Below are 13,092 nucleotides of genomic sequence, written 5' to 3' on the forward strand. Positions count from 1 at the left end.
AAAAAGGCCCCGGCCAGTGTTGGCCAGAGCCTAGACCTGTCATTTGCCAAGGTCCATGCGTGATTTTAGCGCTATCAGTTTTGCGGATTACGCCGCGGGCGCCTGCGCGTCCTTGGCCGGAATGGCCCGCGCCACCACCTCCAGCGCCACATCCGCCGGGCTCACATCGCGACGTTCGGCCTCCACCAGGATCGCCTCCATCGTGTCATCCAGCGCGGTCAGTTTTTCATCCACCCAATCGACCCGGTTTTCGATCCCGAGGATCTCGGTGGCCACATTGATGATGCCCCCGCCATTGGCGACAAAATCCGGGGAGTACAGGATGCCCTGATGGTGCAGCGCCGCCGCGTCTTCGGGCGTGGCCAGCTGGTTGTTCGCGCCGCCTGCCACGGCGGCCACCTGCAGATGTGGGATCGTGTCGATGTTCAACACGCCGCCAATGGCGCAGGGGGCAAAGATATCTGCCTCGACGCCATAGATCTCGTCCAGCCCCACCGCCGTGGCCCCGAAAGTTTCGACCGCCAGTGCGACGCGGTCGGGGTTGATGTCGGTGACAATCAACTCGGCCCCCGCCGCCTTCAGACGGTGACACAGGTTCCAGCCCACATTGCCCAGCCCCTGCACCGAAATCCGCTTGCCCTTCAGGGTCCAGTCGTCAAACCGATGTGTGGCCACCCGGCGGATCGCGTTGAAAATCCCGCGTGCGGTGATGGGTGACGGGTCGCCCGAAGCAAACGCCCCTTCCGCCAGTCCGGCCACATATTTGGTCTCTTTCGCCAGCTCCGCCATGTCCGCCGTGGTCATCCCCATATCCTCGGCGGTCCAATAGCGCCCGGCGCAGGCCTCCACCGCGCGGCCAAAACACTGCAACAGCTCGGGCGTTTTTTGCGTCGCCGGATCGCCCATGATCACCGCCTTGCCCCCGCCCAGCGGCAGGCCCGCCGCCGCGTTCTTATAGGTCATCCCCTCAGACAGGCGTTTCACATCGGTCAGCGCCTCATCCTCGTTGGCGTAAGGCCGCATCCGCAGCCCGCCCGCCGCCGGGCCAAGCGCGGTGGAATGAATGGCGATGAAACCGACCAGCCCGCAGGCCGGATCCGCCACGCGCAGGATCTGTTCATGGGTGGTCGAGGTGATGGTGGTGATGCTCATATGTGGTCTCCCTTTGGTCCAGATTAACGTGGGGGCAGCACGGATTTTCACCAATTTCACGCGTGAAGTTTTTGCGGATTGGTGATAATCTGCCGTGAAATCGAAAAAGACGCGAGAAATACGATGGACGCCACCGATCGACGCATAATTTCTGCTCTGCAGCAAAATGGGCGGCAAAAGCTGGGCGACCTGGCCGAACAGGTCGGATTGTCCCCCACCCCCTGCGCCCGCCGGGTCGCGGCGCTGGAAGATCGCGGCGTGATCACCGGCTATGGCGCACGGGTCGATCAGGCCAAGCTGGGCCTGCCGGTGACGGTCTTTATCGAGGTGGAGCTAGAAAGCCAGCAACGCGAAGCGATCAGCGCTTTTGAGCGAGCCGTCTCGCGCATGGAAGAGGTGATGGAATGCCATTTGATGAGCGGATCGCGCGACATCCTGCTGCGGGTTGTCGTCGCCGATCTGACCGCCTTTGACGCCTTCATGGAAAACCACCTGATGCGGGTGGAAGGCGTCAGCCGAATGCGGTCGAGCTTTACCCTGCGGACCATGGTGCGGCGCAATCGGTTACCGATGGGGTGAGGGCTTGACAGGAGGGCCACGCCCGACCCTGGGTGGGCGTTTGCCCCTGTTTCGTCCGGGCGAAGGCCGGACAGCGCCCGACCCTCCCCGTCAAACCGTAGGTTTGCCTTCGGCAAAACGGAGGGCGCTTTTGCGACGTATCCATTTGTACAAACGTTCCGGGTGTTGTGGGCGATTGCCCCACGCAATGTCCCGATGCCCCCCCCTAGGGTCGGGCGCTGTCCTCTGCGTCTAAATCAAACCAAATACGCGCAACCCCATGCTGACCAACGCAGTCAACACCCCACCAAGTGTAAGGCCAAGCCGCACGGTTTTCATGGTTTTGCTGTCAAACGCACTCGCCCCTTTGCTTACAATTGCGTCATAGCTTAGTTTCATCTTGGCGGTGCGACTGAATATGCGGGTGGCTTCTTCTGCACCGGGCAGGGGTGGGGCGCCAGATGGCAATGGGGTTACCGCGTCATTGATCAGTTGCGGAATGTCATGCGCCCAATCTTCGGCCAAGTCTTCTGCAGACCAAGCCTCTAACAACGGTTTTGCATCTTCCAGAAGGTCAAGATCTTCTTGCGACATCTCCCGCAGCGCTTGGTCTTGCAGGATCTTGCGGTTCTCTGCGACCTCTGGATGGGTGGCGCGAATGCCGCGTGCGCCCTCCTCAATGGCATCGCGCAGGGCGAGGTTTTCTTCGCTCTGAGGCATCTCGTCAGACAGAAACTGACGGGTGATCGCCGTGTGCGCCGTGACCAGACCCATCTCGATCTGTTGTGGGTTATTGCCATATTTCGTCAGCGTTCGGCGGAGCACCCGCACCGCTTTGGACCCGTCATGCAACCCGTTGGAGGGGCAGGCAAGCACGTCTTCCAGTGCATCCTCAATCTGTGAGAGGGTTGCGCCCAGAAGATCAGGTTTGGCAATCTCCAGTGGGACCACGTGGAACTTTTGGGTGTCCTCGTCAAACTCGATCTTCTCGGCAGAGGGGACTTGCTCCGAAAGCCACCCTGCTTTGATCTCTTCAATCTTCCGCGCGATATGCTCTGGCCCTTTTTCCCAGTCCGGATCTGGGATCAGCGCTACACGTCGTAATATCTCAATTTCTAGTTCGTCGTGGTTGAGTTCTCCCAACAACCAGTCTTTCCAGAACGACCAATGTGCGGGCTCTGGGTGCACATCATCAGCCCAAGTAAATTGCTCATACAAGCGAAAGTATATTAGTTCTGAATCGTCTGACTGGAAATCAATATCAGCAATTGATTTTCCAGTTCCGCCTTTTAGAAGGGCTTGCCTCATAAACCTCTTACGAAATCCTGAAGATGAAAGATGTATTCGACGAATACCTTCAACATAATTGCCCTGCTCTCCATCCACTAGCGCATCGTGTATGACAGAGAACATTTTCGCCTTGCTAATTCTTAGCGCTGATCTAGCGACATGGAGAACCTTCTTCTCGTAGCCATCGCAACTCTCAAGCGCTCGAATTGTAATTGCAATCCGAAATGCGACGAGAACGGCAGACTTAGATCGGTCTTTGTGAGACACGCGAAGGTTGGAGATCTCACCGCATTTAACCAAGCAAGCCCGATAAAGAGCCGTACGAGCCTCCTCATCGTCCATGCTGTGAATTTCACCCAGCCAATCGAGTGAATTTTCTGTGTCGAACCTGTTCCTACTAGGACTTTCATTCATTACCATTGACCAATCCCCAAATCCCTATAATACGCTTCCCTTATGACTGACCTGAAACACATCCGCAATTTCTCGATCGTGGCCCATATCGACCACGGGAAATCCACGCTGGCCGACCGCCTGATCCAGGAGACGAACACCGTCGCCGATCGGGATATGAAAGAGCAGATGCTCGACAGTATGGATATCGAGCGCGAGCGCGGCATCACCATCAAGGCCAACACGGTGCGGATCGAATACACCGCCGAGGATGGCGAGGATTACGTGCTAAACCTGATCGACACGCCGGGTCACGTGGATTTCGCCTATGAGGTCAGCCGCTCGATGCGCGCGGTCGAAGGCTCCCTGCTGGTCGTCGACAGCACGCAGGGCGTCGAGGCGCAGACGCTGGCCAATGTCTATCAGGCGATTGAGGCCGATCACGAGATTGTGCCGGTTCTGAATAAGATCGACCTGCCCGCGTCGGAATGTGACCGGGTGGCCGAACAGATCGAGGATGTGATTGGCATCGACGCCACCGGTGCCATTCAGGTCAGCGCCAAAACCGGCGTCGGCATCCGCGAAACGCTGGAGGCCGTGGTGACCCAACTGCCTGCGCCCAAGGGCGACCCGGACGCGCCGCTCAAGGCGATGCTGGTGGACAGCTGGTATGATGCCTATCTGGGCGTGATCGTTCTGGTGCGGATCATCGACGGCAAGCTGAAAAAGGGCGAGCGCATCCGCATGATGTCGACCAACGCCGTCTACCCGGTGGATCGCGTCGGCGTCTTCACCCCCGAAATGAAACCGATTGACGTGCTGGGGCCGGGCGAAATCGGCTTTCTCACCGCCTCGATCAAACAGGTGCGCGACACCCGCGTGGGCGACACGATCACCCACGAAAAGAAAGGCGCAACCGAGGCGCTGCCGGGCTTCAAGCCGTCGCAGCCCGTGGTGTTCTGTGGCCTCTTCCCGGTCGATAGCGCCGAGTTTGAAGACCTGCGCGACAGCATCGAAAAGCTGGCCCTGAACGACGCGTCCTTCTCCTACGAAATGGAAACCTCGGCAGCACTCGGTTTTGGCTTCCGCTGCGGCTTCCTGGGCCTTCTGCACCTCGAAGTGATCCGCGACCGGATCGAACGCGAATACAACATCGAACTGATCACCACCGCGCCCAGCGTGATCTATCACGTCTATATGAAAGACGGCTCGATGATGGAGCTGCACAACCCCGCGGACATGCCCGACCTCAGCACGGTCGATCACATGGAAGAACCGCGCATCAAGGCGACGATCATGGTGCCGGACGAATATCTGGGCGACGTGCTGAAACTCTGTCAGGACCGCCGCGGCATTCAGATGGACCTCACCTATGCGGGGTCACGCGCGATGACGGTCTATGACCTGCCGCTCAACGAGGTGGTGTTTGATTTCTATGATCGCCTGAAATCGGTAACAAAAGGTTACGCCTCGTTTGACTATCAGATGGAAGGCTATCGGCAGGACAACCTTGTGAAAATGTCGATCCTCGTAAACGACGAGCCGGTCGACGCGCTCTCGACCATGGTGCACCGCGACCGGGCTGAGATGCGGGGCCGGGCGATGGTGGAGAAACTGAAGGACCTCATCCCCCGCCACATGTTCAAAATCCCGATCCAGGCGGCGATTGGCGGCAAGGTGATCGCCCGCGAAACGCTCTCGGCCATGCGCAAAGACGTGACGGCGAAATGCTACGGCGGCGACGCGACCCGGAAAAAGAAACTGCTGGAGAAGCAGAAGGCGGGTAAAAAGAAGATGCGCCAGTTCGGGAAAGTGGATATTCCGCAAGAGGCGTTTATTTCTGCATTGAAAATGGATAACTAAATGATTGAAACGATTTCATTCGAGGACGAGTGTTTAGAGATAAGAGGTTTTCTTTCAATTTCCTCGGCAAAGATCGAGCTTTCAGATGTAACGGCGTTGATTGGAGCTCAAGCTTCGGGGAAGTCCGTTGTCGCAAAGCTATTTTATTTTTCTCGTCGTTTTCTATCCTCGTATGCTCGAGTAGTGGTTGGAGAAAACTTTGAACTTCGAAAGTTCAAGTCTGAACAACTCAGCGAGTTCCTGAGTTTGTTTGGAGGACTCGACGGGTTTGCGGGTGGTTTTCAGATTAAATACTCTGTTGGAGAGTACGAGCTAGAAGTCGAACGCGTTTCAAATAAGACTAAACCGAAGCTCACAATGTCAAAGGCCTATTCGTCTCTAGGGCAACGTTTGAAGAGGGCTTATTCTCGGTACCAAAAAAATATAGATGAAAAGGGTGATCGAAAAAGACGTGCATCTTTTTATAGCTTTTCAACTGGCTTTGAAGAGGTGAAAAGTTTTTATAGTTCGGTGCCCGATGTGTTGTTTGTTCCGGCATCTAGAGCGTTTTATTCAACTGTTAGCGAAGAGTTATTTACCTTCCTCGCGTCGGACCAGCGAATTGACCCTGTGCTCGCGCAATTTGGGTCGTTTTATGAATTTGCGAAAAGGCGCATCCTAGGTGAGTTGTACGGCCCTAGGACAGCTGAAGAGATGGATGCGATCAAGAAAACAATTCGCCCCGTCATTCGAGGCGAGTATACTCGTGAAAAGTCGAGGGAGTTCATCAAAACAGAGTGGGGCAAAGTTGCTTTAAGCTCTGCATCATCTGGGCAACAAGAGGCGTTTCCACTTTTACTGTCACTCATCGAGTTTCCAGAAAGAACCTATGGTAACCAACTTTTGATCATCGAAGAGCCCGAAGCCCATCTTTTTCCTGAAGCGCAACGCTACATCTTACAGCAAATTGTTAGCGTAGCTTTGAATGAAACCTGCAGTGTTTTGTTCACCACACACTCTCCTTATGTTCTCGCCTGTTTGAACAATGAAATCTTGAGGCTAACAAAAGAGGGTGATGAGGAAACAAAATTTGATGCCTATCGTCTGGGTGCTGGGTCAGCAAGCTGCCTGCTGGATGATGAGGGCTTGATTGATACGAATTATCTGGATGCTGTATCTCAAAAGATTGCAGAGGATTATTTGGAGTACTCAGATTGAATGATTGTATTCAAACCGTAAATCATAAAAAGATTTTGTTTAAGGAGAAAAATAGACAGGCCATTTTTGATAATCCAACTCAAAGAGAGTTTTCGAAAGCTCAGGTAGATGGGTGTCTAATCAATCAAGGTGAGCGTTGCGACGGGTTCTTAAGTGATGAGAACAAAATTTGGTTTATAGAATTAAAGGGTAAGGACGTGCCAAAGGCGGCAAGCCAAATCTGTTCAGCGGCCGAAGTTCTAAAGGAGTATTGTGACGACAAAGAAGTACATGCAGTAATTGTCGCCACAAAGTGTCCAGCGACTTCTGGCCAACTCAAAGATTTAAGAGCCTTGAAACAAATTAAAGGTTTTGAGCCTAGCCGACTAAAGCTCAGTTCTCGTAAAGCTATAATTAAAGTTGACTGACGTTACCTCACCACCCCCACCACCGTTTCCACCACCCACGCCCCGCGTCTTCGGCACTCCTCGCTGATGCCTCCGATGCCCCTTCGTCCTCCTCCTCCCAGGATTTCATCATGGCCTCGACGCGGGCGTATGTCTCTTCGATCTCGGCTTTCTCCGCCGCCTCTTTGGCAATTGCCTCCGCCTCGAACAGCGGGCGTTTCCAGCCGGTGCGGGCGACCCAGTCCCAGCCATAGCGTTTGCCGGTGTCGGGGTTGATCGGGCCGTAAAGCTCGTATTCTTCATCGGCCCAGATCCGGTGCAATTCGTTCACCGTGACCAGCGCCACCACCGGTTTGCCGTGGCGGGTGAGGATCATGCGTTCCTCGCCATTCACAGTGCGTTTGATCATTTCGGTCAGGTTGAGGCGCGCGTCGGTCAGGCGGACGTAGCGGGGGGGGAGGATTGTGGACATCTGGGGCCTTGGAAAGTTTAAAGTTTTGGATTTCAGAGGGATAAAAGTTACAAGTTTCCTGCAATGCTCGTTAAAGAGTTTAAAGTTTTGCTGAGCCGGGCGTGCGCGCCTTGTGGGGGCCGAATGTGGCTGTGCTGAGGGGGGCAGGGATGAAATCATCGCTTTGGAAACTGGTCATGACCTTTTACGGGATCATCGGGTCGACCGTGGCATCCGTGTTGGTGGTGGTGGCCTTGGTGAATGGCGTGACCGGGCTGTGGCCGCTGTTGGGCGCGGCGGCGGTTGGATTTATCCTAGGGTTTCCCGTGAGTTACTATGTCGCACGCCAGATGATGGGCGACTGATCCAGATCAAAGCAGGCGGTGGTCTGGCGGCGCAAGAATTCCCGAAATTGCATATTTAGCCATGAGGGATCGCCATGCTTCGCCTTACCGCCGTCATTTACGTTTTGCTTGGGGCCACAGTCGCCGGGATTTTGATTGTTGCGGCTCTGACCATGGGGCTCGATACCGGTAAACCCATTGTTTATGCTGCGATAATTGGGTTTATAGTCGCGCTGCCGATTTCCTGGGTTGTGGCCGGGAAGCTGAAAGATCTGTGAGAATTTCGCGGTTGAACGGGGGGCCGTGCGAGGGTATGCGTTCTCTCAGCGGTCCCTTAGCTCAACTGGATAGAGCAGCTGACTTCTAATCAGCAGGTTGAGGGTTCGAGTCCTTCAGGGATCGCCATATTTTCTTTTACAAATAAGCTCTTGTCGCAAAGTCAGCTTGGGGTGCGAGAAACCTGTGCGTCTGAAGGGGTGCCCGAGAGGGTGGTTTTTGGGCACAGAGCCCGTAAACGCGCAAAGTCTGTGATGGCAGTTCTGCTGGCCAGCGCCGCCCCTTTGTAAGAATGGGTTGCAGGTGGCCCGTATGACGGGCATCGTCGCCGGTAACGAATTATGTTGGTGCCTATGCAGACGATTTCAGAATTTATCGAGCGGTGGAAACAATCGGGCGGGGTGGAGCGCGCCAATTACGGCCTGTTTCTGAATGACCTGACCAAAGCCGTTGGGTTGGAAAACCGACGCTCGTCACCGAGAGCGACCAGAATGATCCCTGCCGGCTGGAACGGTCTGTTGCGCTTTCAGGTGTATCGGTTCTTTGACTGGCCCCAGGGCAGTGCCCACCTGTTCTCTCAAGCTGAATCGGTTTTGGGTATATTCAAAAGATCTTCTTCGCAAACTATCTGATCTAGATAGGAATGCTCACTGGTCTCACCCGCAGGAGTGGTCTGAACAGTGCAGTGTTTTTCGAACAATCGCATAACATGATCAACACCTTCACTGCGAACTTCGCGGAGGTCAGTCTCGAAGTAGCTTGAGCCTGTATAGTTTCCGGTAATAATCTCGTAGGAGGGGAAGTAATGCACGCTATTTTGCGTTCTATTCACATGCTCGGCTACTGCACGCAAAATTGATTTGCTGGCTGTTGTCGAAACCAATACGTGGCGATCTTCATAGGTAGCCGCTAGTGGGACGGGCGATACGGTTAAAATCACTTGAGCCCTGGGATTGATCTCGCTCAGCTTTGCCAAAAAATCCTGAAGGTCGCTCAGAATCTCTTCATATCCGAAGTTTCTGAACTCGTATTGTTCGAGGTCATACTCACCCCCAGCAACACCAGGCGCCACAGGCAGAGCTGCACCAGATTTTTTATGCACCCAGCATTCTGTTAAGCCCATCGTGAAGACAAAATAGTCAAGCTCCTCAAACATCCTTTTTACCGAAGCCAGGTGCGTTTTTCGATCTTGAGTCGCTTCGGCAACACTTGAAAAACCTCCGGGTTGAATTTGAGGGCGATAGGGATCAAGTATGCGACCGTTGGAATCTTCCCAGAAACCTATCTGATCATTGAATTTGCCTTGGCATCTGTCAAACAGCTGATGGAGTTGGCGTACGGTATAGATATTTGCGTATCGGCAGGAAAACACCCCATAATTATTTTGGGATGCCTCGTGCTGGCTCAGCCCCTGAGGGGCGTTCTCAGGGATAAAGTAATTGAAACCTGATCGAGCAAGACGTTTGGCCAGATGCTGGGCAAAGCAGCTACCGGCAGTTGCAATCCTATCACTCGTTCCAATGCGAAATTTCGAAGTGACAACGGGGTCAACCTCAGACGCAGGTATCTGGAACGAGCGCTTCCAGAATTGATAATCCGGCAAACCAAGATAGGGGTGTTTCTTTTTTGGTTTGACTGGCTTGGGTTTTACAGACTTGATCAATGCGTTTTTGATGCGATTTAGCGGCAAGTGAATTTGACGCTTTGGGGTGTCTTTCAGAACCTGAGAAATAATCCCCTTGAAGTGTTCCAATTGGGGGTTCTCGAGTTCTTTCGCATCGGCTTCTGAGTAAAGCTTAAATGACTTGGAAACAAACTCATGCAACCCCAATGGTGCCAAGGCGATAGACTTGGGAGAAGCGGGTTTGAAGGCAAAGGCACCTGGAAGGCCGGGAAGCAAATCGGGATAAACTGGATATATCGTGCTGTCGGGAAATGTGTCAGAAAGATACTCATCACCGGAAATGTCAGTATAATCAATGTTGCTACGCTCGAGCAGGCCCTTCGCCACTGTATCAAGAAACTTGTAGGTTGGGTGATTTATCGTATGCATCATTTTCTGCCGCTCAAACGATTTTGACAAGTTGTCTTCGAACGGTAGTTGAAACTTCTGGAATGTGCCTTTCAGGCGGGTCATCTCCGAGGAAAACAAATCCCGGAAACCCAATCGATCGTATACTTCCGAGTTATACATACTCTGGGTTTTCTGAACCGAGGCTCCCACTAGAAATGCAGAAGCGGCGATGAGGGAATGATAGTCACCTATAGGAGACTTCAGCTTTCCACTATTCAGGTTGCCACAATCCGGATGATAGCCAGCAAAGCTGATCGTAGGGTATCTATATATGCTCGAGCCGTCCCGGAGATCGCTGTCGCTGAACCCATCATACAACGGGGCGTTGAACGGAACTGTAAAGATTAGATCACATTCCGAGATCTTTGAAACCAGTTCGCTGCGCTTCTCTGCGTCCCTGAGTGCAACAACGGAGAAAAAACGGTTTCCACAGTCGGTGCCAAAATGGTGAATAGGCGCGAAAGCGCATAACCTTGACAGTTTCCAATCATCGCAACTCGCAATGTGGTGTCCTCCCCTAGAAACATCTAAAATCAAGAAAATTGAATGAAGCATTGCAAGTACGGTGTCAACAAGCGGATGACGATGTGAAATCTTCAAATGCCGATCTCTGAATAAACCTGTTAAGTAGGTTTCTCAGGTGGATTTAGACCGCCGACGAACAAAACTCTATCGACAACTTGATTATCACAATGAAGATGTATGACAGTATGTCAAATAGTGTTGCCGTGCTTCATGGGCTGCGCTGCATGGCCGTTCGAACTGGAACGATAAGCTGTCCGGATTGGTCAGCGCATGGAAATTGACTCTTCACGCCTCTTGTGACCACGCCATGCAATGGTGTGAGCCGTTTTCCAAAGGGTCACCAAGGAATGAAAACCTGCGTCGTCCCCGTGCGGAGCGCGCGCTTATGCGCAGATTTTTCCCAGGCTACAGCGCTACGGTATAAACTTGAGGCACATGTTTATACCGTAGCGCTTTAACGTGAAAAGCGCCCCGCAGGGCAGGGCGCTTTTGTGGGCCGGATCAGATGAATTCGGCTTTTGGCGTGGCTTCGGGTTTGGCCACCTCCAACGCCTCGGCCAGATCGACGCTGCGGTCAAACAGGGCGCGGCCGATGATGGTGCCTGACACGTGCGGCACATATTTCAGCCGAGAAACGTCGTCGATTTCACTGATCGTGCCGCGCGCAATCACCGGCGCGTTGGCTTCGCCCGCCAGTTGGGTGATCAGGGCCAGCGTGTCTTCTGCATCGCCAATATCGGCGTCGATATCGGTGATCAGGATGGCCGCCAGCGGGTCGCCCTGGAATTTCGACAGGAAGGTCGAGGCATCAAAGGCGGATTTGTTTTTCCAGCCGTCGCTGACCACCTGGCCTTCGAACACATCCACCGCCAGAACAATCTGATCGGGGTAAAGCGATGCGGCCTCTTTCACCAGCTCGGGCTGATACACCGCGAGCGACCCGACAACCACACGGGCCGCGCCGTGGTCGACCCATTCCGCGATCCGTTCGAGCGTTTTCACACCGCCGCCGACCTGTACCGGGATGCCCACGGTGCGGATGATTTCGCGGATCACCTCGTCATTGCGGGTGTCGCCGGACATGGCGTCGAAATCGGTGATCTGGATCGCGTCTGCCCCGGCTTCGGCATAGTCCATGGCCCGTTTCACCGGGTCCACATGCCAGATCTGCGGCTCTTCCGTGCGGCCCCGAAACAGGCTGACGCAGCGCCCTTCGAGCAGTTCGATCAACGGGTAAATCTGCATTGGCATCTCCCTTTCCAACGACATCACCTAAGACCCCCTCAACAGGCGTGATAATTGGCAAAACGTCGGGCATGGAACCGACAGGAAATGGGGTGAAACAGACAGTGACGCCAATTTATGACGCCGATGAGGGCGGGGGATTTCCATCATAACATGGAAATGCCGGATTGGGGAATTAGCGGCGGAGCGTGTGATTCCCGCGCCTACAACAAGATCACATTGCGCCGGGCGGCCCCGGTTCTGGTGTCGGCAATGGCCGCGTTGATCTGGTCAAAGCGCCAGGTGCCGGACACCAGTTCGTCCAGCTTCAACCGGCCCTGTTTGTACAGGTCAACCATCCAGGGGATGTCGCGTTGCGCCACCACATCGCCCATGAAACTGGCCTGAATGCCCTGGCCCAAAACCGCCATCACCACCGGTTCATAGCTGGACGTTTCGCCGGAATGGGGCATCCCCACCGCGATCACCCGCCCGCCCGGCGCCAGAAACCGGTGCGCGCTGTCATAGGCGGGAATGGCCCCCACGGTGACAAAAACCGCATCCGCCCCGCGCCCGGCGGCCTTGTAGGCGGCTTTCCACGGGGCAGGGTCGGTGCCAAGCACCCCTGCCGTTGCGCCAAATTCCATCGCCATGCCGAGCTTGTCTTCGCTCATGTCAACGGCGGTGATGTGGGCGGCCCCCGCAAGGCGCGCGCCCTGAATGGCGTTTAACCCCACACCGCCGGCCCCAATGATCACCACGTTCTGGCCGGGGCGCACCTGCGCCGTGTTGACCACCGCGCCGACGCCTGTGATCACACCGCAGCCCAAAAGGCAGGCGACCTGCATCGGGATTTCCTCGGGCAGCTTCACCACCTGCGATGCCTCAACCACCAGCTTTTCGGCAAAGGCCCCGGTGTCCAGCCCCTGGTTGAGCGCGCTGCCATCGGGGCAGGTGATCGGCCCCTTGGTGGCGTCATATCGCGTGGTGCAGCGCGTTGGGCGGCCCGACGCACAGGACGCGCAGCTTTGGCAGGACCGGATCAGCGTGACCACCACCGGATCGCCGATGGCCAGCCCGGTGACCCCCGGCCCCAGGGCCGATATCCGTCCTGCGGCCTCGTGGCCAAAGACGGCGGGCAAGGCCCCGCCCCAGGCCCCATCGGCATAGGAAATATCGGAATGACAGATCGCCACGGCCTCGACCGTCACCTCGACCTCGCGCCCCTCTGGGGGGCGGATCTGGATGTTTTCGATGGTCAGATCGGCACCGAATTCGTGGCACACGGCGGCTTTGATGGTCTGCATGTCCCGCTCCGCATATGAGTTTTTCACACTGTGCAAAGGGGGCGGGGGTGCG

At 55.1% G+C, this 13,092-nt stretch carries 12 protein-coding genes and 1 tRNA gene; 7 read left to right on the top strand and 6 right to left on the bottom strand.

From position 1 onward, the window contains the following. Positions 1 to 87 precede the first annotated feature (87 nt). A complete protein-coding gene (locus tag ACP15V_RS16275) occupies positions 88 to 1,152 on the bottom strand; it encodes a Glu/Leu/Phe/Val family dehydrogenase (protein WP_424944763.1) in 1,065 nt (354 codons plus the stop codon). 123 nt (positions 1,153 to 1,275) lie between these two features. Between ACP15V_RS16275 and ACP15V_RS16280 the strand changes: the two genes are divergently transcribed. Then, positions 1,276 to 1,731, top strand: coding sequence for an Lrp/AsnC family transcriptional regulator (locus tag ACP15V_RS16280; RefSeq protein WP_424944764.1), 456 nt, complete (start codon positions 1,276 to 1,278; stop codon positions 1,729 to 1,731). A 231-nt stretch (positions 1,732 to 1,962) separates the two neighbouring features. Here ACP15V_RS16280 and ACP15V_RS16285 read toward each other — a convergent pair whose 3' ends face one another. After that, a complete protein-coding gene (locus tag ACP15V_RS16285) occupies positions 1,963 to 3,420 on the bottom strand; it encodes a hypothetical protein (protein WP_424944765.1) in 1,458 nt (485 codons plus the stop codon). A 36-nt stretch (positions 3,421 to 3,456) separates the two neighbouring features. Between ACP15V_RS16285 and lepA the strand changes: the two genes are divergently transcribed. From lepA to ACP15V_RS16300, 3 genes are read left to right on the top strand one after another with little or no spacing between them, the layout of a single operon-like run. Then, positions 3,457 to 5,256 carry a translation elongation factor 4 gene (lepA, locus tag ACP15V_RS16290; protein ID WP_424944766.1) on the top strand — a complete coding sequence of 600 codons (1,800 nt, stop codon included), beginning with the start codon at positions 3,457 to 3,459 and terminating at the stop codon, positions 5,254 to 5,256. Further along, entirely contained in the window at positions 5,257 to 6,453 is a 1,197-nt protein-coding gene (locus ACP15V_RS16295; RefSeq protein WP_424944767.1) for an ATP-binding protein, read from the top strand. Further along, positions 6,450 to 6,860: a hypothetical protein gene (locus ACP15V_RS16300; RefSeq protein WP_424944768.1), complete on the top strand. Its 411-nt coding sequence runs from the start codon at positions 6,450 to 6,452 to the stop codon at positions 6,858 to 6,860. Before ACP15V_RS16295 ends, ACP15V_RS16300 begins: the two co-directional genes overlap by 4 nt. Positions 6,861 to 6,867: 7 nt before the next feature. Here ACP15V_RS16300 and ACP15V_RS16305 read toward each other — a convergent pair whose 3' ends face one another. Then, positions 6,868 to 7,311: a type II toxin-antitoxin system Phd/YefM family antitoxin gene (locus ACP15V_RS16305; RefSeq protein ID WP_424944769.1), complete on the bottom strand. Its 444-nt coding sequence runs from the start codon at positions 7,309 to 7,311 to the stop codon at positions 6,868 to 6,870. A gap of 149 nt (positions 7,312 to 7,460) precedes the next feature. Between ACP15V_RS16305 and ACP15V_RS16310 the strand changes: the two genes are divergently transcribed. The 3 genes from ACP15V_RS16310 (at position 7,461) to ACP15V_RS16320 (ending at position 8,039) form a co-directional block, all read left to right on the top strand. Next, positions 7,461 to 7,655, top strand: a complete 195-nt coding sequence (locus ACP15V_RS16310) for a CTP synthetase (protein ID WP_424944770.1) — start codon at positions 7,461 to 7,463, stop codon at positions 7,653 to 7,655. Positions 7,656 to 7,729: 74 nt separating this feature from the next. Next, entirely contained in the window at positions 7,730 to 7,912 is a 183-nt protein-coding gene (locus ACP15V_RS16315; protein ID WP_424944771.1) for a CTP synthetase, read from the top strand. A gap of 50 nt (positions 7,913 to 7,962) precedes the next feature. After that, positions 7,963 to 8,039, top strand: a tRNA-Arg gene (locus ACP15V_RS16320). A 448-nt stretch (positions 8,040 to 8,487) separates the two neighbouring features. On the opposite strand, the gene ACP15V_RS16325 is transcribed toward ACP15V_RS16320, so the two are convergent. From ACP15V_RS16325 to ACP15V_RS16335, 3 genes are all read right to left on the bottom strand, one after another. After that, the gene (locus ACP15V_RS16325; RefSeq protein WP_424944772.1) at positions 8,488 to 10,521 is read right to left on the bottom strand and encodes a GSCFA domain-containing protein; all 2,034 of its coding nucleotides are present in this window, start codon (positions 10,519 to 10,521) and stop codon (positions 8,488 to 8,490) included. Between the two features lie 489 nt (positions 10,522 to 11,010). Beyond that, positions 11,011 to 11,754, bottom strand: coding sequence for a HisA/HisF-related TIM barrel protein (locus ACP15V_RS16330; RefSeq protein WP_424944773.1), 744 nt, complete (start codon positions 11,752 to 11,754; stop codon positions 11,011 to 11,013). Between the two features lie 203 nt (positions 11,755 to 11,957). Continuing rightward, complete coding sequence (locus ACP15V_RS16335) at positions 11,958 to 13,040, bottom strand: Zn-dependent alcohol dehydrogenase (RefSeq protein WP_424944774.1); 1,083 nt, start codon at positions 13,038 to 13,040, stop codon at positions 11,958 to 11,960. Between the last annotated feature and the right edge of the window lie 52 nt (positions 13,041 to 13,092).

The organism is Aliiroseovarius crassostreae, assembly GCF_049803815.1.
Classification (GTDB): domain Bacteria; phylum Pseudomonadota; class Alphaproteobacteria; order Rhodobacterales; family Rhodobacteraceae; genus Aliiroseovarius; species Aliiroseovarius crassostreae_A.